Annotated in this window: 16 protein-coding genes, 2 tRNA genes and 1 other RNA gene; 9 read left to right on the forward strand and 10 right to left on the reverse strand. The window is 51.7% G+C overall.

Annotation, left to right across the window (positions count from 1 at the left end; all coding sequences use genetic code 11):
• Positions 1-72: 72 nt before the first annotated feature.
• From galU to rssA, 3 genes are all read right to left on the reverse strand, one after another.
• A complete protein-coding gene (gene galU / locus OGX94_RS07650; protein WP_003020727.1) occupies positions 73-981 on the reverse strand; it encodes a UTP--glucose-1-phosphate uridylyltransferase GalU in 909 nt (302 codons plus the stop codon).
• Between the two features lie 204 nt (positions 982-1,185).
• Complete coding sequence (gene rssB / locus OGX94_RS07655) at positions 1,186-2,199, reverse strand: two-component system response regulator RssB (RefSeq protein ID WP_164562694.1); 1,014 nt, start codon at positions 2,197-2,199, stop codon at positions 1,186-1,188.
• A 90-nt stretch (positions 2,200-2,289) separates the two neighbouring features.
• The gene (gene rssA, locus OGX94_RS07660; protein WP_003833384.1) at positions 2,290-3,201 is read right to left on the reverse strand and encodes a patatin-like phospholipase RssA; all 912 of its coding nucleotides are present in this window, start codon (positions 3,199-3,201) and stop codon (positions 2,290-2,292) included.
• 111 nt (positions 3,202-3,312) lie between these two features.
• Here rssA and OGX94_RS07665 point away from each other — a divergent pair, with 111 nt between their 5' ends.
• The 5 genes from OGX94_RS07665 to OGX94_RS07685 all read left to right on the forward strand — a co-directional run bounded on the left by OGX94_RS07665 (position 3,313) and on the right by OGX94_RS07685 (position 5,201).
• Positions 3,313-3,768 (forward strand): YchJ family protein, encoded by a 456-nt coding sequence (locus OGX94_RS07665; RefSeq protein WP_003833385.1) that lies wholly within the window; start codon positions 3,313-3,315, stop codon positions 3,766-3,768.
• 55 nt (positions 3,769-3,823) lie between these two features.
• Positions 3,824-4,666 carry a formyltetrahydrofolate deformylase gene (gene purU, locus OGX94_RS07670; RefSeq protein ID WP_003020737.1) on the forward strand — a complete coding sequence of 281 codons (843 nt, stop codon included), beginning with the start codon at positions 3,824-3,826 and terminating at the stop codon, positions 4,664-4,666.
• Between the two features lie 156 nt (positions 4,667-4,822).
• Positions 4,823-4,907, forward strand: a tRNA-Tyr gene (locus tag OGX94_RS07675).
• Positions 4,908-4,941: 34 nt separating this feature from the next.
• Positions 4,942-5,026 (forward strand) — tRNA-Tyr (locus tag OGX94_RS07680).
• Between the two features lie 44 nt (positions 5,027-5,070).
• Positions 5,071-5,201: non-coding RNA, RtT sRNA (locus OGX94_RS07685), on the forward strand.
• 240 nt (positions 5,202-5,441) lie between these two features.
• Here OGX94_RS07685 and narI read toward each other — a convergent pair.
• The 5 genes from narI to OGX94_RS07710 all read right to left on the reverse strand — a co-directional run bounded on the left by narI (position 5,442) and on the right by OGX94_RS07710 (position 14,011).
• Complete coding sequence (narI, locus tag OGX94_RS07690; protein WP_003833386.1) at positions 5,442-6,119, reverse strand: respiratory nitrate reductase subunit gamma; 678 nt, start codon at positions 6,117-6,119, stop codon at positions 5,442-5,444.
• Positions 6,119-6,829: a nitrate reductase molybdenum cofactor assembly chaperone gene (gene narJ / locus OGX94_RS07695; protein ID WP_063940832.1), complete on the reverse strand. Its 711-nt coding sequence runs from the start codon at positions 6,827-6,829 to the stop codon at positions 6,119-6,121. Before narJ ends, narI begins: the two co-directional genes overlap by 1 nt.
• Positions 6,826-8,364, reverse strand: coding sequence for a nitrate reductase subunit beta (gene narH, locus OGX94_RS07700; protein ID WP_003833388.1), 1,539 nt, complete (start codon positions 8,362-8,364; stop codon positions 6,826-6,828). The genes narJ and narH overlap by 4 nt, the downstream gene beginning before the upstream one ends.
• Positions 8,361-12,104 (reverse strand): nitrate reductase subunit alpha, encoded by a 3,744-nt coding sequence (locus OGX94_RS07705; protein WP_063940833.1) that lies wholly within the window; start codon positions 12,102-12,104, stop codon positions 8,361-8,363. Before OGX94_RS07705 ends, narH begins: the two co-directional genes overlap by 4 nt.
• Positions 12,105-12,619: 515 nt before the next feature.
• Positions 12,620-14,011 (reverse strand): NarK family nitrate/nitrite MFS transporter, encoded by a 1,392-nt coding sequence (locus OGX94_RS07710; RefSeq protein WP_003833390.1) that lies wholly within the window; start codon positions 14,009-14,011, stop codon positions 12,620-12,622.
• 340 nt (positions 14,012-14,351) lie between these two features.
• Here OGX94_RS07710 and narX point away from each other — a divergent pair, with 340 nt between their 5' ends.
• Entirely contained in the window at positions 14,352-16,148 is a 1,797-nt protein-coding gene (gene narX / locus OGX94_RS07715; protein ID WP_003833391.1) for a nitrate/nitrite two-component system sensor histidine kinase NarX, read from the forward strand.
• Positions 16,141-16,791, forward strand: coding sequence for a two-component system response regulator NarL (gene narL, locus OGX94_RS07720; RefSeq protein ID WP_003833392.1), 651 nt, complete (start codon positions 16,141-16,143; stop codon positions 16,789-16,791). Before narX ends, narL begins: the two co-directional genes overlap by 8 nt.
• A 21-nt stretch (positions 16,792-16,812) precedes the next feature.
• Here narL and OGX94_RS07725 read toward each other — a convergent pair whose 3' ends face one another.
• On the reverse strand, positions 16,813-18,198 hold the full coding sequence (locus tag OGX94_RS07725; protein ID WP_257661938.1) for a YchO/YchP family invasin: 1,386 nt from the start codon (positions 18,196-18,198) through the stop codon (positions 16,813-16,815).
• Positions 18,199-18,417: 219 nt separating this feature from the next.
• Here OGX94_RS07725 and OGX94_RS07730 point away from each other — a divergent pair, with 219 nt between their 5' ends.
• On the forward strand, positions 18,418-18,771 hold the full coding sequence (locus OGX94_RS07730; RefSeq protein WP_003833402.1) for a DsrE/DsrF/TusD sulfur relay family protein: 354 nt from the start codon (positions 18,418-18,420) through the stop codon (positions 18,769-18,771).
• Between the two features lie 261 nt (positions 18,772-19,032).
• Positions 19,033-19,278: a DUF1883 domain-containing protein gene (locus OGX94_RS07735; RefSeq protein WP_003833405.1), complete on the forward strand. Its 246-nt coding sequence runs from the start codon at positions 19,033-19,035 to the stop codon at positions 19,276-19,278.
• Between the two features lie 54 nt (positions 19,279-19,332).
• Here the strand turns inward: OGX94_RS07735 and OGX94_RS07740 are convergent, their stop codons facing one another.
• Positions 19,333-20,028 (reverse strand): gamma-glutamylcyclotransferase, encoded by a 696-nt coding sequence (locus OGX94_RS07740; protein ID WP_003833406.1) that lies wholly within the window; start codon positions 20,026-20,028, stop codon positions 19,333-19,335.
• Between the last annotated feature and the right edge of the window lie 346 nt (positions 20,029-20,374).

A 20,374-nucleotide genomic window follows, 5' to 3' on the forward strand; every position in this document is an offset into this window, starting at 1 on the left:
ACCTACCCGGATTAGGTATAAAAAAACGGCGCTGTTAATACAGCGCCGTTCTGACCAGATAATACCAGAAGGTTACTTCTTAATACCCATCTCGTCTTCCAGCCAGGCTTTAAATTCGGCGCCGAGAGTATTATGGCGAATACCATATTCAACGAACGCCTGCATATAGCCCAGTTTATTACCACAGTCGTGGCTTTTGCCCTTCATGTGATAAGCTTCAACCGTCTCTTTTTCAATCAGCATATCGATAGCATCTGTCAGCTGAATTTCATCACCCGCTCCCGGAGGGGTTTTAGCCAGCAGAGGCCAGATATCGGCACTAAGAACGTAACGACCCACAACGGCCAGATTAGAAGGCGCAACATCAGCTTTTGGTTTTTCAACCACACCAACCATCGGGACGCTTTCGCCCGGGGATAATTCAACGCCTTTACAATCCACAACGCCATAAGCCGTAACATCTTCTACCGGTTCAACCATAATCTGGCTGCTACCTGTTTCATCAAAACGATGAATCATTTCGGCAAGGTTGTCGCGGGATAAATCAGATTCGTATTCGTCAAGAATTACGTCCGGCAGGATTACAGCTACCGGTTCATCGCCAACCACAGGGTGCGCGCACAATACCGCGTGGCCCAGACCTTTAGCCAGCCCCTGACGCACCTGCATAATAGTCACATGTGGCGGACAAATAGATTGCACTTCTTCCAGCAACTGACGTTTTACACGTTTTTCCAGCATCGCTTCAAGTTCAAAACTGGTGTCGAAGTGGTTTTCAATGGAATTTTTAGACGAGTGAGTTACAAGTACAATTTCAGTGATGCCCGCAGCAATACATTCGTTTACGACGTACTGAATTAATGGCTTATCAACCAACGGTAGCATCTCTTTCGGGATTGCTTTCGTAGCCGGTAACATCCTGGTTCCTAATCCCGCAACTGGGATAACGGCTTTTTTGACTTTTGAATTAAGGGCAGCCATTTAAAACTCTCCTGGACTGTTCATGTATTGAACGTGTTCATCATTCTGTATCGCATCCGAGTATATCAGTACAGCGACAAGCTTCTGGTCTGAAAAGGACGCGCGTCGGTATAATTAAGATAAATACGAATAAATCTGGCGCTGATAGTAGCACTCACAACATGGGGAGGGTGAACCAATTTCATTTGCACGCCTCTCAATTGTTCATTCTGCAGACAACATCAAGCGCAGGCGACCTCCCGCCCCCCAAATCTGGCATTGCCATGACTCACAATGTTGGCTCAGCTGATTAAGATACGTATTACCTAAGGTACCCAGCGGAACGCCATTGCTGATTTGCACTTGGTGGGAACCGGTATTTAATGTCGCATTCAGCCCTGCTGATACCAGAATTAGATTTTTTAATCCGCTGTGGTAATACCCTACCAGCAAGGGAAACTGCCCTGGTAAATTGGCTTGCCGCAACAAATGATTTACCTGTTTCAATAACGTACCTAGCTCTGGCAACCGTTGATTTTGTTGTGTCAGTTGCTCCTGCAGTAAACCATTAAATAGCGCTCGCAGTAATAATGCAGCCAGCACGCCATTATCCCCTGCCCGCGTCACATCAAGGCAATAGAATGCAAGGTCATGATCCGACAGCGGCGCAATATCCAACACCAGCCCCGGTTGGTCGGCTGCCACCAATTGTCGATAGTTAATGCGACAGTGCGAGAGCACTTGCGACACTGGAGGCTGTAATTCTTTTAGCAACTTCGCAGCAGCAGTAGGATCGTCCACCATCGCATCCCAGTCGCGAAACAGCCGTTCTTCTTCTTCCACGCGTGAATTAAACATGTTGGGATAAAGACAGGCAAAGACGGTTTCTCGCAAGCGATTAAGGTCTTTCACCGGCTTCAACAGGACATCATCCACACCGAGTCGTAGCGCTTTGGCTATGTCGGACATGTTTTCCGTCGCAGAAATCACCAGTATCGGGGTCTGATCGCCACGATTGCGTAAATACTCAACCAGTTTGAGACCGTTCATTCTTGGCATAGCCAGGTCGCAGATCATCAGGTCGGGTTTAAAATGCCCAAGCAAGTCCAATGCTTCAAGTCCGTCACCAGCTACCGCCGTTGTCGCTCCCAAAGAGGAAAACCATGAGTCCATGAGTGAGCGAAATACCGGCTCATCCTCAACGATAAGAATCTGTTTTCCGACCAATGGCTGCGTCATATTCTCCCCCCTGACTGGCTTTAATAAATAGTGGCATGCTATTGCCACTCACGCCTGTCAGAATTAGCTTAAGTGTTGATAAAAAATGCGTTAGACGTTGGTTTTCACCAGGGGTAGAAGCTCATCCATTTTCTTCTCGACCGCTAACTGCCCGGCAGCAATTGCCGCACTGGCGCGGTGAAAATCCAGCGTGGATATTTGTGGACAAAACGGCTGAATCAGAATGTCTGGAGGGTCACCGGCCATGCGGTTACGTTTCAGTCGGTTTTCCAGAACCTGAATAGACGTCGTCATAATCTCCATCGCCGTGGGCGCAGTTACTGCACGCCTGGCCGTAATGTTGCTCAAGCGTTCTTTCAGACGGGCATGCCATGAGAGTTCGTCACCATCATCACCCGATTCGGCATCGCTATTGACGTTGAAGGAGAGTAAATCTTGTTGCATGAGATGCGCATCGTGTTGCAGGTCGACCGCAATAACAATATCGGCCCCCAACGCGCGAGTCAGGGAGACAGGGACAGGATTCACCACCGCACCATCGACCAGCCAGTAACCATTGTGCGCCACAGGTGACATCAGGCCAGGAATACTGCAGGAGGCCCGGACAGCCAGATGTAAATCACCTTCGGTGAACCAAAGTTCCCGACCCGTACTCAGATTGGTGGCCACTGTTGCGAAACGGCGAGTACATTGCTCAATTGCTTCTACCGGCATCACATTACGGTACTGATTGAATACCCGTTCACCGCGCAATAAACCTCCCCTGCGCCACGAGAGATCCATCAACCGTAAAACATCCCAATAGCTGAAAGAACAGACCCACTTTTCGAGAGCAGGCAGCTTATTGCAGGCGTAGGCAGCGCCAACCAACGAACCGATGGAGCACCCTGCCACGATATCAACATCAATACCCATATGCTTAAGGGCTTTAATAACGCCAATATGCGACCAACCTCGCGCCGCGCCGGAACCTAGCGCCAGCCCAATTTTTATTTTTCTCATTATACGTACAAACTTCCCCTGGCTTGCGGACGTAGCAACATCGCTACCGCTCAGTTAACATAGTGCCACTCTGGCGTTTTTACGCCGTTTTTATATTCCAGGGAGTACTTTGTGTCTCAGCTTTGTCCCTGTGGTAGCGCTGTCGAGTATAGCCTATGTTGCTACCGTTATGTGTCCGGCGCGCAAGTAGCACCTACGCCGTCACACCTCATGCGTTCTCGTTACTGTGCTTTTGTGATGAAAGACGCAGATTACCTTATCAGGACCTGGCATCCGAATTGTCATGCGGCCGAGTTTCGCGACGACATTATCGCAGGATTTACTCATACCGAATGGCTTGGACTGACCGTTTTTGAACAAGAGACGGCAGACACAGAAAATATCGGCTATGTCAGTTTTGTCGCACGGTTTTCTGAACAAGGTAAAACAGGTGCAATTATCGAGCGCTCTCGTTTTTTAAAAGAAAACGGTCAGTGGTACTATATAGATGGTACACGCCCTCAAATTGGACGAAACGATACCTGCCCTTGTGGCTCAGGTAAAAAATTTAAAAAGTGCTGCGGCTAATCAACGCTCGACAGTATCAATTTTGCAAACATTCTCAACAGGATCACCGCTGCAAATGCATTCATTACAACGAAAAGTGCTGCGTACTATTTGCCCGGACCAAAAAGGTCTGATCGCGCGCATTACGAATATCTGTTACAAGCATGAACTGAACATCGTGCAGAACAATGAGTTTGTGGACCACCGTACCGGACGCTTTTTTATGCGCACCGAACTGGAGGGCATTTTTAACGACGTCACGCTGCTTGCCGATCTGGACAGCGCCTTACCTGAAGGCTCGATTCGTGAATTAACCCCAGCAGGCCGCCGCCGCATCGTCATTTTGGTCACCAAGGAAGCGCATTGCCTGGGCGATTTATTAATGAAGGCCAATTATGGCGGGCTGGATGTTGAAATCGCCGCGGTGATCGGCAATCACGAGACCTTGCGTCCTCTGGTTGAACGGTTTGATATTCCGTTTGAGCTGGTGAGCCATGAAGGTTTAACACGTGACGAACATGATCAGAAAATGGCTGATGCTATCGACGCCCACCAGCCGGACTATGTCGTGCTGGCTAAATACATGCGCGTTCTGACCCCGACATTTGTTTCACGCTTTCCGAATAAAATTATCAATATTCACCATTCATTCCTGCCAGCATTCATTGGTGCTCGTCCGTACCATCAAGCTTATGAGCGTGGCGTGAAGATCATCGGCGCGACGGCCCACTACGTGAATGATAACCTCGATGAAGGCCCAATCATTATGCAGGACGTGATCCATGTTGATCACACCTACACTGCCGAAGATATGATGCGCGCGGGTCGCGACGTTGAAAAAAATGTATTAAGCCGTGCGCTGTATCAGGTTCTGGCTCAACGCGTCTTTGTTTACGGTAACCGAACGATTATTCTGTAATCGATTGATAAGTTAATTGGTTACCTTTACATCTTTACGTGTAAAAATCAGGCAACCAGTTATTTTTTATCAACGGAATGCTTTACAGGGGCGCATCATTTGATATGATGCGCCCCGCTTCCAACGGAAGCAGGCCAGTAATTAGCATTACCCCGTGGTGGGGTTCCCGAGCGGCCAAAGGGAGCAGACTGTAAATCTGCCGTCATCGACTTCGAAGGTTCGAATCCTTCCCCCACCACCATCTTCTAGCACTGCCTACAATTTGAATTACCCCTGGTGGGGTTCCCGAGCGGCCAAAGGGAGCAGACTGTAAATCTGCCGTCATCGACTTCGAAGGTTCGAATCCTTCCCCCACCACCATCACTTCATAAAGCACCAACAGCAAATCAATCTCTAATGCCCCATATTCTGCCCATGCGGGAAGGATGAGAAGCTTCGACTAAGGTTCGATTCGAGCGTAGCGAGAAAGCGTTGCCGCAGGCAACGACCCGAAGGGCGAAGCGCACTGCGCTGAGTAATCCTTCCCCCACCACCATCACTTCATAAAGCAACACACTCAATTCCTCTGCAATGCCCTTTATTTGCCTGATGCGCTATGCTTATCAGGCCTACGAACTCGACACGAGCCCGCTATTTGTCTGCTGCGCTACGCTTATCAGGCCTACAGCACTCGCTGATACCTTCGTAGGTCGGATAAGGCGCTTGCGCCGCCATCCGGCAAACAGGCATAAAAAAACCCCGCCGAAGCAGGGTTTTGTCATTCTCAAATATACGATTAGTGACGCGCGCGAACAATCTGGTATTTGCGTGTCAGATATTCGACCGGGACGCTCCAGATGTGTACCAGACGCGAGAATGGGAACAACAGGAACAGCGTCATACCCAGCACCAGGTGCATACGGAAAATGAACGCAACACCATCCAGATATTGAGACGCTCCGCCCTGGAAGGTCACCACTGTCTGCGCCCAGTTCACCAGCTTCATCATCTCACTACCGTCCATATGCTGGGCGGAGAACGGAATGGTCAGCAGGCCCAGCGCACACTGGATCACCAGCAGTGAGAGGATCAGAATATCCGCTCCGGTAGTGGTGGCCCGCACGCGTGGGCTGAACAGACGACGTTTCAGCAGCAGTACGCCACCAATCAGACACATCAGGCCACTGGCACCGCCCGCAAACATTGCCATCTTTTGTTTCACTTCAAGCGGTAGCCAGGCTTCATACATCCAGTGCGGCGTCAACATGCCAAGGAAGTGCCCTGCAAAGATACCCAGGATCCCGATGTGAAACAGGTTTGACGCCAGATTCATCCCTTTGCGATCCAGCATCTGACTGGAAGCCGCACGCCATGTATATTGCCCATAGTCATAACGCAGCCAGCTGCCGATCAGAAAGACAGAACCCGCGATGTACGGATAGATGTCAAAGAAGAACGTATTCAGGAAGTGCATTATTGCTGTCCTCCGGTGGTGATATTCAGATACTGCGGCGCAACGGCCCCGGCAAAACGACGTTGGTGAGCGGAGATTTCCGACTCGCCACACCCCTGATCGGCGAAGAATTTCACCTGCTCTTCTTCCCAGACCGCATCCAGCGCTTGTGGAGTATCGTCACGGGCTTCATCCGCAATTTTTTCAGCCACTTTATCGCTGTCGATAACGGTATTCGCCAGTTTTAACAGCAGATCGAACAGCACCGCATAACGGCTTTCACGCTGTTGCAAACGAGCGCTGAGCAGCGCCAGAATCGGCGCAATATCCTGTAAGCCACCTAGCGCTTCGCTTTTCGGCAGTTGCGCAAGGTATTCCAGATACAGCGGCAGATGATCGGGAAGTTCGCGGCTGTCGAGCTGCAAACCGTGCTGCTCATACTGTGCCATCAGGTCAACCATAGCCTGACCGCGATCGCGGGATTCACCGTGAACATGTTCAAACAGCAGCAGCGATGTCGCGCGGCCACGGTCAAACAGTTCGCTGTAGGCGGCCTGCACATCCAGCATGTCCTGCGCGGTTAGATCGCGCAGGAAAACGCCCAGAGCCTGGGCATCCTCTTTATCCAGGTTCTCAGATGACGCGAGTGCATCGAAAAGTTCCTGCTGATGCTGCCACAAGGCAGCATCCGGGTACTCGAGCAGACGCGAAACAATGACGAGTTCAATCATTGGTGCGGCTCCGTTTTGCTGGTCACATCGACAGCGTCGATGCGGCGGCTGTTGAACAGATTGAATTTAGTATCAGAACCGTGGCAACCGTCGCCGAAGGTAAAGCCACAACCGCTTTTCTCCGGGAACGCGTCACGCGCCAGTTCACGATGGCTGCTCGGTACCACGAAACGATCTTCGTAGTTCGCGATTGCCAGGTAACGATACATTTCCTGTGCCTGTGCTTCGCTTAAGCCCACCTCTTCCAGTGCACGGGTATCAACTTTGCCGTCAACAGTTTCCGCACGTTTGTAGTGACGCATTGCCAGCATACGTTTCAGCGCCAACAGTACAGGTTGGGTGTCACCTGCGGTCAGCAGGTTCGCCAGGTACTGAACCGGAATACGCAGGCTGTCAACATCCGGCAGAATACCGTTGCTGCCCAGCTCGCCCGCATCAGCAGCTGACTGAATCGGTGACAATGGCGGCACGTACCAGACCATCGGCAGTGTGCGGTATTCCGGATGCAGCGGCAGCGCCAGCTTCCAGTCCATCGCCATTTTGTAAACCGGAGACTGCTGTGCGGCATCAATGACGCTCAGCGGAATACCATCTTTCAGCGCCTGTTCAATAACAGCCGGATCGTTCGGATCGAGGAACACGTCCAGTTGACGCTGGTACAGATCTTTCTCGTGCTCGGTGCTTGCTGCACTTTCGATCGCATCTGCGTCATACAGCAGTACGCCGAGGTAACGGATACGACCTACACAGGTTTCGGAGCAAACGGTCGGCTGACCGGCTTCGATACGCGGGTAGCAGAAGATGCACTTCTCAGATTTCCCGCTCTTCCAGTTGAAGTAGATCTTCTTGTACGGGCAGCCGGTGATACACATACGCCAGCCGCGGCACTTGTCCTGGTCGATCAGCACGATGCCATCTTCTTCACGCTTGTAGATAGCGCCGCTCGGACAGGTCGCCACACACGCCGGATTAAGGCAGTGCTCACACAGACGCGGCAGGTACATCATGAAGGTGTTTTCGAACTGACCGTACATCGCCTTCTGCATGTTTTCGAAGTTCTGGTCTTTGGCGCGTTTTTCAAACTCACCGCCCAGAATTTCTTCCCAGTTCGGACCGCTGGTGATTTTATCCATTCGCTGACCGGTGATCAGCGAGCGTGGACGAGCAATTGGCTGTGCTTTGCTGTCTGCCGGGGCGTTATGCAACGTCTGGTAGTCAAAATCAAACGGCTCGTAGTAATCATCCATGCCCGGCAGATGCGGGTTAGCAAAGATTTTACCCAACAGCAGCGCTTTGTTACCCATGCGCGGCTGCAGTTTGCCGTTGATTTTACGGATCCAACCGCCCTTCCATTTTTCCTGGTTTTCCCAGTCGTTCGGGAAGCCAACGCCAGGCTTACTTTCGACGTTGTTGAACCAGGCATACTCCATACCTTCACGGCTGGTCCAGACGTTTTTACAGGTCACTGAACAGGTGTGGCAGCCGATGCACTTATCGAGATTCAGCACCATGCCGACTTGTGAACGAATTTTCATTTTACGCTCTCCTGTACCTGGTCATTGCCTTCGCCATCCAACCAGTTAATGTTCTTCATCTTACGTACAACTACAAACTCATCACGGTTTGAACCGACGGTACCGTAGTAGTTAAAGCCGTAGGCCAGCTGCGCATAGCCGCCGATCATATGGGTCGGTTTCGGCGTAATACGGGTCACCGAGTTGTGGATCCCACCGCGCTGCTGGGTGATTTCTGAACCCGGCAGGTTAACGATACGTTCCTGCGCGTGGTACATCATGGTCATCCCGGCCGGTACACGCTGGCTGACAACTGCACGTGCCGTCAGCGCACCGTTGCTGTTGAAGACTTCGATCCAGTCGTTATCTTCGATTCCCAGATCCTTCGCATCGACTTCGCTCATCCACACAATCGGGCCACCGCGTGACAGCGTCAGCATCAGCAAGTTGTCGCTGTAAGTGGAGTGGATACCCCATTTCTGGTGCGGCGTCAGGAAGTTGAGCGCTTTTTCCGGGTTACCGTTTGATTTCTCGCCGATCACCGCTTTCACCGAACGGGTGTCGATTGGCGGACGGTAAACCAGCAGGCTTTCACCAAAGTCACGCATCCACTGATGATCCTGATACAACTGCTGGCGACCAGACAGCGTACGCCATGGGATCAGCTCGTGAACGTTGGTATAGCCGGCGTTATAAGACACGTGTTCATCTTCCAGTCCTGACCAGGTCGGGCTGGAGATAATTTTGCGCGGCTGCGCCTGAATATCGCGGAAGCGAATTTTTTCGTCTTCTTTATTCAGCGCCAGATGCGTATGGTCACGACCGGTAAATTCACTCAGCGCAGCCCAGGCTTTAACGGCTACCTGACCGTTAGTTTCCGGCGCCAGCGTCAGGATCATCTCGGCTGCATCAATTGCGGTATCCAGCATCGGCTGGCCTTTTGCCGGACCTTCAGCCTTGGTGTAATTGAGCTTACGCAGCAGATCCATTTCGCTCTGGGTATTCCAGGCAATCCCTTTACCGCCGTTACCGATTTTTTCCATCAGCGGGCCGATGGAGGTGAAACGCTCGTAGGTTGCTGGATAATCACGCTCAACGGTCATGATGTGCGGTGCGGTAACACCAGGAATCAGGTCACATTCACCTTTTTTCCAGTCCTTCACGTCCAGCGGTTGTGCCAGTTCTGCGGCAGAGTCATGCTGAATTGGCAGCGTAACGACGTCGGTTTCTTTACCGAGATGACCCACGCAAACTTCAGAGAATTTCTTGGCGATGGCTTTGTAGATTTCCCAGTCGCTCTTCGATTCCCAGGCCGGGTCAACGGCCGCAGACAGTGGATGAATAAACGGATGCATGTCCGAGGTATTCATATCGTCTTTTTCATACCAGGTTGCGGTCGGCAGCACGATGTCGGAATACAGACAGGTGCTCGACAGACGGAAGTCCAGCGTGACAACCAGATCCAGTTTGCCGTCCAGGCCGTTATCCTGCCATTCCACTTCTTCAGGCTTCACGCCGCTCTGCTGGCCGAGATCTTTGCCCTGAATACCATGTTCAGTACCCAGCAGATACTTGAGCATGTACTCGTGGCCTTTACCGGAAGAACCGAGCAGGTTAGAACGCCAGATAAACAGGTTACGCGGATGGTTTTTACCGTTTTCCGGCTGCTCTGCTGCAAAGCGAATTGAACCTTCTTTCAGGGATTTAACGGTGTAATCCACCGGCGTCATACCTGCTTTCTGCGCTTCTTCGGCGATACGCAGTGGGTTAGTCCCTAACTGCGGCGCAGATGGCAACCAGCCCATACGTTCAGCGCGAACGTTAAAATCAATCAAATGACCGCTGTAGCGGGATTTGTCTGCCATCGGGGAAAGCAGTTCCTGCGCAGTAACCGTCTCATAGCGCCATTGGCTGGAGTGGTTATAGAAGTAGGAAGTGCTGTTCATATGACGAGGCGGACGCTGCCAGTCAAGAGCAAATGCCAGCGGCTGCCAGCCGGTTTGCGGACGCAGTTTTTCCTGGCCGACATAGTGGGCCCAACCGCCGCCGCTCTGACCGATACAACCGCAGAACACCAGCATATTGATCAGGCCACGATAGTTCATATCGAGGTGGTACCAGTGGTTCAGGCCCGCACCGACGATGATCATCGAACGACCGTGTGTTTTATCGGCGTTATCCGCAAATTCACGGGCAATGCGCACGATCTGAGAGCGAGATACGCCAGTGATTTTTTCTGCCCATGCCGGCGTGTACGCTTTCACGTCATCGTAGCTGGTCGCGCAGTTTTCGTCGTTCAGACCACGTTCCAGGCCATAGTTAGCCATGGTCAGGTCGTAAACGGTGGTCACCAGCGCGGTAGAGCCATCGGCCAACTGCAGGCGTTTAACCGGCAGTTTGTGCAACAGAATATTTTCCAGCTCTACTTTACTGAAGTGCTCGGTACCTTCGCCGCCAAAGTACGGGAAGCCCACTTCAGCGATATCGTCCTGGCTACCCAGCAGGCTGAGCTGCAGTTCGGTTTCATCACCGGACGTACCATCGCGTTGCTCAAGGTTCCATTTGCCCTTTTCGCCCCAACGGAAACCAATTGAACCGTTTGGCGCAACCATTTCGCCGTTGCTGTTGATAGCGACGGTTTTCCATTCTGGGTTATTTTCCTGGCCCAGAGAGTCGACCAGATCCGCCGCACGCAGCATACGACCAGCAGCATAGTAGCCGTCACGCTCTTCGAGCATCACCAGCATTGGCATGTCGGTATAACGACGAACATAGTCGGTGAAGTACTGGCTCGGGTTATCGAGGTGGAACTCGCGCAGCATGACATGGCCCATCGCCATTGCCATCGCCGCATCGGTTCCCTGCTTCGGTGCTAGCCACAGGTCGCAAAGTTTGGCAATTTCTGCGTAGTCCGGAGTAATCGCTACCGTTTTGGTGCCTTTATAGCGAACTTCAGTAAAGAAGTGTGCATCCGGAGTACGGGTCTGCGGTACGTTAGAGCCCCATGCAAGAATGTAGCTGGAGTTATACCAGTCGGCAGATTCCGGTACGTCGGTTTGCTCGCCCCAGGTTTGCGGGGAAGCCGGCGGCAGGTCACAGTACCAGTCGTAGAAGCTCAGGCAGGTACCGCCAATCAGCGACATATAGCGTGCGCCGGAAGCATAAGAAACCATCGACATCGCTGGGATCGGAGAGAAGCCTGCAACTCGGTCAGGGCCATAGGTTTTGATGGTGTAAACGTTAGATGCAGCAATCAGTTCATTCACTTCCTGCCAGGAAGAACGAACAAACCCACCACGACCGCGCGCTTGTTTGAAGCTTTTTGCTTTGTCGGCGTCTTCGATGATGGATGCCCATGCGTCTACCGGATCGCTGTGCAGTCTTTTTGCTTCACGCCACATCTTCATCAGACGTTTGCGCATCAGCGGGTATTTCAGACGGTTAGCGCTGTAGAGATACCAGGAATAGCTTGCACCACGTGGGCACCCGCGAGGCTCGTGGTTAGGCATATCTGGACGCGTGCGTGGGTAGTCAGTTTGCTGGGTCTCCCAGGTCACCAGACCATTTTTCACATAGATTTTCCAGCTGCATGAGCCCGTGCAGTTTACCCCGTGGGTTGAACGCACGATTTTGTCATGCTGCCAACGCTGGCGGTATCCGTCCTCCCAGTCCCTGTTGGTATTGAGAAGCTGGCCATGCCCATCGGCAAAGGTTTCGCCCTTCTGCTTGAAGTAGCGAAACCGGTCCAGGAATTTACTCATCGGTTTTCTCCTGTAGGAGCCTGACGGCTCTCTGATAAATCGACATTGCTTGATTGAGAGCGAAGGTAACGCTCTGAAAGGGCGTGAGAATTGATAACGATCAAGGCATGCAGGGATGAAAAATGAAGGTTGGTTTTTACATACCCCCAAAGTGGGATATTGTTTTTTAACGTAATACTCTGAATTTAAAGGATTTTAAATAATTCACTTATCATACAAATGTTAAATTCTTTATAAGTGGGTATTAAGGGGTATCCCCCCTGCTTAGCATATTGCGAGTACCGTTCTCACAGGCTGTTGTCATTTCACAATGCATAAGTATGTTGTAACTAATTACAGATAAAAAAAAGCGCGGTCTAACACCGCGCAATGGATAATCAACCTACACGTCATCATTCAAACGGCTTCTGCGTTGGCTGAGCTTGTTCTCCCCAGTCACATACTTCAGTAAGCTCCTGGGGAATCCTCACTTGCCGCCTTGATGCAGTTCGAATGATTTTGTGTATACAGCTTTTTTACTTTTTAGAATGACGTCCGTACACCGCCCAGGTGATGACCACACAAGCGACATAGAAGATCAGAAATACTTTCATCGCATCGACCGGAGAACCGGTTAACGCCAGAGACGTACCAAATGCTTTCGGGATAAAGAAGCCGCCAATCGCACCAATGGCTGAGATAAAGCCCAACGCTGCCGCAGTGTCTGTTGCTGCTTCGCGCATTGCTTTCTCTTCTGAACCGCCTTCAGCTTTCACTCTGTCCATCGTCAGCTTGCGGAAGATAACGGAGATCATCTGGAAGGTTGAACCACTCCCCAGACCAGCCGTCAGGAACAATGCCAGGAACACCGCGAAGAAGGCGATAAAGTTGCCGCCAACGCCGTTTGATGGCAGCGTCAGGAACAGTAAGGCACTGAAAATTGCCATCAGCACGAAGTTCACCAGCGTTACACGGGTTCCGCCCAGACGGTCAGAGATTGCGCCGCCCGCTGAACGAGCCAGCGCGCCAATCAACGGTCCAAAGAAGGCGTAATGCAGGATCTGTACCTCAGGAAACTGCGTTTTTGACAACATGGCAAAACCGGCAGAGAAACCGATGAATGAACCGAAGGTTGCCAGATACAGCAGGCTCATAATCCACAGATGCCCACGTTTCAGCACCGGCAATTGCTCTTTCAGCGACGCTTTTGAGGTTGCCAGTTCATTCATACCAAACCATGCAGCCAGCGTTAACACCGCAAGGAACGGTACCCAAATCCATGCGGCGTTTGCCAGATACAGCTGTGTACCATCCGGTTGTTCAACCCCGTGGCTACCAAATGCGGCAAAGATTGACAGTGAAACCACCAGCGGCGCAACCAACTGCATCACGCTGACGCCCATGTTGCCCAGGCCACCGTTCAGACCCAGCGCACCACCCTGTTTCTGTTTTGGAAAGAAGAAACTGATGTTTGCCATGCTGGACGCAAAGTTCGCACCGGCGAAACCGCACAACAAAGAGATAATAATAAAGGTACTAAACGGCGTGGAAGTATCCTGCACCGCAAAACCTAACCATACGCAAGGAATGATCAGGATACCGGTGCTAAACGCTGTCCAGCGACGTCCACCAAACAGGGGAACCATAAAGGAGTACGGAACACGCAGCAGCGCGCCGGACACAGAAGGTAATGCCGTCAGCATGAACAGCTGTTCAGTGGTGAAATCAAATCCGACTTTCGGTAAGTTCACCGCCACGGCGCTAAATAACATCCACACGCAAAACGCCAGCAGCAAGCAAGGGACGGAAATCCACAGGTTACGGCTGGCGATTCGTTGACCACGCTGCTGCCAGAAGGCGGGATCTTCCGGCCGCCATTCGGTAATTACAGCTCCAGATGCCCTTTCCGGGGCAGATGAGTGACTCATAGACACCTCTGATACTTGTTTCGATGCCTGCAACATTAGGGTTTACAGCTGGAGGTAAGTTGATATAAATCAAAGGAAAAGGTGTCATTATTCATGCCTAAAATTTATCATTACCCTAAATGAGTACATAACTTCGGTAAAAAAGATGTGGTTTTTCACGCTTCTGTCGCCCCCTACTCCCCCTCGCCCAGGATCTCTCCCTCCACTGGCAATTAAGAGGTAGCCCGTTTGAGGTATGGGTATACTCCAGTGTATCGCCGAGAATAACGCCACTGCCTGCAGCAGAATCGTCATTCAATAAGGTTTTCTGTTCGACGAAAACCCGAAGGAACAAGTCACCATGTTTAAACGTTGTCTCTCCCCGCTTACGCTGGTCAACCAGGTGGCGCTGATTGTTTTATTGTCCACAGCCATCGGCGTGGCGGGTATGGCTGTCTCCGGCTGGCTGGTTCAGGGCGTTCAGGGTAGCGCCCATGCAATCAACAAAGCGGGATCGCTGCGCATGCAGAGTTATCGCCTGCTGGCAGCCGTACCGCTGGACGCTAGCGATCAACCGCTTCTGGATGAAATGGAGAAAACGGCGTTTAGCCCGGAGTTGACGCGTGCCGCAAAGCGAGACGGACAACAGGCGCAGTTAAAAGCACTACAGGATTACTGGCACACTGAACTGGCGCCGGGGCTTGCGCATGCGCAAACGCCTGATGCGGTAGCGCAGGATGTGACACGCTTTGTAGGCGGTCTGGATAAGCTGGTTACCGCCTTTGACCATACCACTGAATTACGCATTGAACGCGTCGTCCTGCTGCATCGCCTGATGGCCATATTTATGGCATTGCTGTTGGTTTTCACCATTATCTGGCTGCGCGTGCGCCTGTTAGAGCCGTGGAAACAGCTGCTGGCGATGGCGCGAGCCGTCAGCCAACGTGATTTTACCCAACGCGCGCGTATCAGCGGGCGTAATGAGATGGCCGCTCTGGGCTCGGCACTGAATAATATGTCGGAAGAACTGGCCGAAAGTTACGCCGTGCTGGAACAGCGGGTACAGGAGAAAACGGCGGGTCTGGAGCACAAAAATCAGATCCTTTCTTTTCTGTGGCAAGCCAACCGCCGCCTGCACTCTCAGGTGCCGTTGTGCGAACGCCTCTCTCCGGTACTGAATGGTCTGCAAAATTTGACCTTGCTGCATGATATTGAACTCCGGGTTTACGACCTGGAAGATGAAGACAATCATCAGGAATTTACCTGTCAGTCCAATGCCAGCTGTGATGAGAAAGGTTGCCATCTTTGTCCTCGCGGAACGCTGCCCGCGATTGACGGCGGAATCACATTGAAATGGCGGCTGACCGACGCGCATACCCAGTATGGTATTCTGCTCGCCACCTTGCCGAACGGACGCCATCTCAGCCACGATCAGCAGCAACTGGTTGATACCCTGGTTGAGCAACTGACCGCAACGCTCGCGCTCGACAGACATCAGGAGCGTCAGCAGCAGTTGATCGTGATGGAAGAGCGTGCCACCATTGCACGCGAACTTCATGATTCTATTGCACAATCGCTCTCTTGTATGAAGATGCAGGTTAGCTGTTTGCAGATGCAGGGCGATGCGCTTTCAGATAACTGTCGCGAGTTGCTCAGCCAGATTCGTAACGAGCTGAATGCTTCGTGGGCACAACTGCGTGAGCTGTTAACCACCTTCCGTTTACAGCTCACAGAACCTGGATTACGGCCGGCGCTGGAAGCCAGCTGTCAGGAGTACAGCGCCCGTTTTGGATTTACGGTTAAGCTGGATTATCAGCTACCGCCACGCCTGGTCCCTTCGCATCAGGCGATTCACCTGCTACAAATTGCGCGCGAAGCCCTGAGTAATGCACTTAAACACTCTCAGGCCAATGAAGTGGTCGTGACGGTGGTGCAAAATGGCAAGCAGGTCAAACTAACAGTGCAAGATAACGGCTGCGGCGTACCGGAAAACGCCGAACGCAGTAACCACTACGGCATGATTATAATGCGCGACCGTGCGCAGAGCTTGCGCGGCGATTGCCGCGTACGCCGTCGCGAGACGGGCGGTACTGAAGTTGCTGTCACTTTTATTCCCGAAACAAACTTCACAGAAGTCCAAGGAGATACCCATGAGTAATCTGGAACCGGCAACCATCCTGTTGATCGACGATCATCCGATGCTGCGAACCGGTGTAAAACAGCTTGTCAGCATGGCGCCCGATATTACCGTTGTCGGCGAAGCCAGCAATGGTGAGCAGGGTATCGAGCTGGCTGAATCCCTTGATCCCGATCTGATCCTGCTTGATCTCAACATGCCCGGCATGAACGGCCTGGAAACTCTCGATAAGCTGCGTGAAAAGTCACTGTCGGGCCGTATCGTTGTGTTTAGCGTATCCAATCATGAAGAAGACGTAGTTACCGCACTGAAACGCGGCGCTGACGGTTATCTGCTGAAAGATATGGAGCCTGAAGATTTACTCAAAGCCTTACAGCAGTCAGCGGCCGGTGAAATGGTGCTGAGTGAAGCCTTAACACCGGTTCTGGCCGCCAGCCTGCGTGCTAATCGTGCAACGTCGGACCGTGATGTCACCCAACTGACACCGCGTGAGCGCGACATTCTCAAGCTCATTGCCCAGGGGCTGCCGAACAAGATGATCGCCCGTCGTCTGGACATCACTGAAAGTACGGTAAAAGTCCATGTGAAGCATATGTTGAAGAAAATGAAGCTCAAATCACGCGTCGAAGCCGCGGTATGGGTACATCAGGAACGCATTTTCTGATAACGCGTTGATGCTTCATTGCTAACGAGGATCATTTTCCGAAACGGTAATAAACGGTTCGGTCAGTGATAGCGTGATCTCATTGGAAGAGACACGCTGACCCTGCTCATCTTCTACCACCACAGACAACCGCCAGCGGTTTGTCGCGCCTTCGCTGCTGTCCCACTTCGGCATAATAATCGTCCAACCTTGCACGCTTCGGTTATCGCTACCCGCCGTTAAACTCAACGCCTGGGTATCACCCTGCCAGGTTAAATGGCGGATCCCATGCAAACTACGCACCTGCAGCTTCAGCGCCACTGACTCACCAGACTTGAGATCCCAGGGCGGCGTGGCCAAAAATACCGACAATGTTTTACGCTGACGATATTCCAGCGTCGGCATATTGTTACGCTGCGGATCGTCATAACGACTGCCGCGCAGCGATCGGCTGTTTGCGACCTCGCTGACCATCAGTTGTTTTTTTAGCGGTACGCCAAATCGGTAATTCAGCGTTAAGCCGAGGTTATTCTGGCTGATTCCGCTTTCGCCCTGCTTATGTTGTGCCGTCACGGTAATCAACGGCACCGGCGTATAGCTCAATCCCAGATTCACCGCCACAGGATTGTGGTACCCGGTTCCGGAATGAAACAGATCCACCCGGTCGCCAAAATACTGTTCCACGCTGACGCTGGTATTGAGGTGTTGATAGAACGGCATGCGCATTTGCGCAGTCAGGTCGTAGCCGCGGGCCATCCGTTGTTCCTGGGTTGCGGAACGCTCCTGCCAGGAGGACAACGGTTGGTAATAGTTAGCGGATAAGCGCAAGTATTCGCCCCACGCCTCGGCGCCAAGGCCTCCCCGGGGCAGATTTTCATCCAACAGGTTGTCATAAAAGGTGTTGTAACCCAGAAACCAGCCGTCGCGTACCCAGCGCTGCCCAATCCCCGCATTGCTGACTAAACCTTCGTCCTGTTGCGTCAGCCCCAACTGGCTCCAGGTAAGATAACGTGGATTGTCCTGCCATGGGATAAACCAGCTTCCCCGACTTCCGGTAAAGCTGCCTTCGTTATCCACCTGCAATCCAACGCTGGCGTTTCCCCAGGGAGAGAGCCAGGATTCCAGTTGCTGATTAACCTGTTCGCTGACCGTGTCACGCACCTGACCAAATGCGAACTGCTTCGCCTGTTCACCCGTATCAAGCCCGTTATCGGTCATGCTGGCTTCACCAAACGCTTTGACCATTTCAGCAAAGTGCTTTTCGCCTGCCCGCGACTCCGGCGCCAGACCGAGATCGGGTAAACCATCACTATTGTTATCGAAAGGGTTTTCGGCCTGGTAAATAAAAGATGTCCGTGCGCTGGCAATACCGCCTGCCAATGGCAAGAGTGAGAATACAGCGAGAGAAAAATAAATATGACGGCTCAAATCGTTAGTGGTTTCTTACATCAATTAATTAGGCATACCTAAGTTAAACCATAACGTCTTCGGCTGGTAATTGCAGCCCTTATCACCGTTTTCAGGGTTTTCCGACCCGGATAATAAGAGGTACCCACTTCTGCAATCATGCTTTCTTTTCTACTTAAGCCAACAGGGAGTAACATACACGCCAGGCATTATCCCTTCCATCTGACAACAGGAGTAAAAATGCAAAAGATAGTGATCGTCGCGAACGGTGCGGCCTATGGAAGCGAATCGTTATTTAACAGCCTGCGTCTGGCCATCGCCCTGCGCGAACAGGAAGCGGATCTCGACCTGCGTCTGTTTTTAATGTCGGACGCGGTAACCGCGGGATTACGAGGTCAGAAACCTGCAGAAGGATACAATATTCAGCAAATGCTGGAGATCCTGACGGCGCAAAATGTGCCGGTCAAACTGTGCAAAACCTGCACCGATGGCCGTGGGATCACGACGCTGCCGTTAATTGACGGAGTAGCCGTCGGCACGCTGGTAGAACTGGCTCAATGGACGCTGGCTGCAGATAAAGTGCTGACCTTCTGATACACCGCTTCAGGCAAGCTCACTGAAAGTGTCGATAATTTCCGGATTTAATCGTAGATGGGCGCGGTTTCGTTGAACGTTAGCACGCCCTTTCAACCCTTTTGAGGGATTTTGTCACTTTTGTTTAATCGTTATGCCATTTTTTGATCAAAATCAGCATCCTGTTGCTCCCCCTTTGGTGTTATGCAATGAGTGAAATGTGAACAACATCACGCAGCACTTTCGACAGAAAGTACGTTGTTTTCAAGAACGGGGTGAAAAATGGCATTAGTGAAGGCGAGTTTAAAGTTATTTGGTGGCGATACGGTGGTTGTGCGCTGTTCCGAGCGCTGTCACATCCATCTGATGAGCGAGAAAAATCACGTCAAAGACACGCAGTCCGACATTTTAAGCGTGCAGGATCGTGATAACGCATGGTTAACCGTACCGTATACCGGCGTATGGAATGTGCTGATCGACAGCCATAGCCAGTCGCTCGAGCATTCAATAAGTTATATTGCAGCCTAAGCGTTAATTGCCCGAAAAGCGCTTGGCTTTCGGGCATTCAGTTCCTGGCTGGATTCAGGCAAACCCTGGACGCATAACACCTTCCGGCAGATTCTCTCCCAACAATCGTTTAACCGTGATCACCAGATCGTTAAGACAATCATCCTGCATCCCCAACTTGACCAGCTCTTGTTCCAGTGAGAACAGATACTGGGCGTTGGTGCCTAAAGGTCCGCTCGCCGTGGCGATAAGCGGCGCAATCACCTGCGCGCGCGTGTCTGACTCAAACAGCGGATGACGCGGATCCATAATAAAGACCAGTGCGTTCACCGTCCTGCCGTCATCAAGCGCCAACTGACACCAGGTCGGCAGATAACAGCCGGTGATCATTTCTCGCTTCCACAGCAGTGAAAGCTCTTGTTCCAGGGACGCGTCCGGCAAACGGTAGGCCACACCGGTGGTGCGTCCGCCTTCTTTCAGGGCCAGCATACGTCCTGGCTGACACGCCGTTCCTCGCCCCGCCGTCAGACGCAGGCAAAAGGCACGGTGCCAGCCGACTAACGTCCCGGTACAAGACTCTTCAAATTCTAAGGCCGGGTTCCACATCAATGATCCATAACCGAAGATCCACACCGGTCCATCATCTGGTCGGCAAGCTAGCGTGGCAGCCAGTGAGGCTGCACGTTGTTCCGCTGACCAGAGTAGTGATTCTTCAATAGCACCAAATGCCGTCTTACAGTCGGCATTCAATAAAAAATCACGCGTTAACACCTTACACCTCCGCCACTGCTGCTTCCCTGCGACAACTTTTTTGACGCCTTCCGGGCTTTTTTACTGCTCATTTTGAAACCAATAGCTGGACAATAGGCAATTCACCGCTCGCTTGCAAGGGAACAAAGTGTCAACGGCACTTTATATCCTCTCGTGGTGGTACGTCCTGCACTATCATTTGTATCAGTACGATCATCAATTTTTGTGGATGCTAAAATCTAATGTGTTGTTATTTAAATATTCTCTAAACAAGATATGCAATTTCATTCGCTCGGATGCAAAAAATGGTCCATGCCGTAAAATTACGTAAAATCAGATTGGAAATACCGAAAGTTCTGTTATTTTT

It is taken from the genome of Citrobacter sp. Cpo037 (genome assembly GCF_030332945.1).
In the GTDB taxonomy this organism is placed as follows: domain Bacteria; phylum Pseudomonadota; class Gammaproteobacteria; order Enterobacterales; family Enterobacteriaceae; genus Citrobacter; species Citrobacter portucalensis.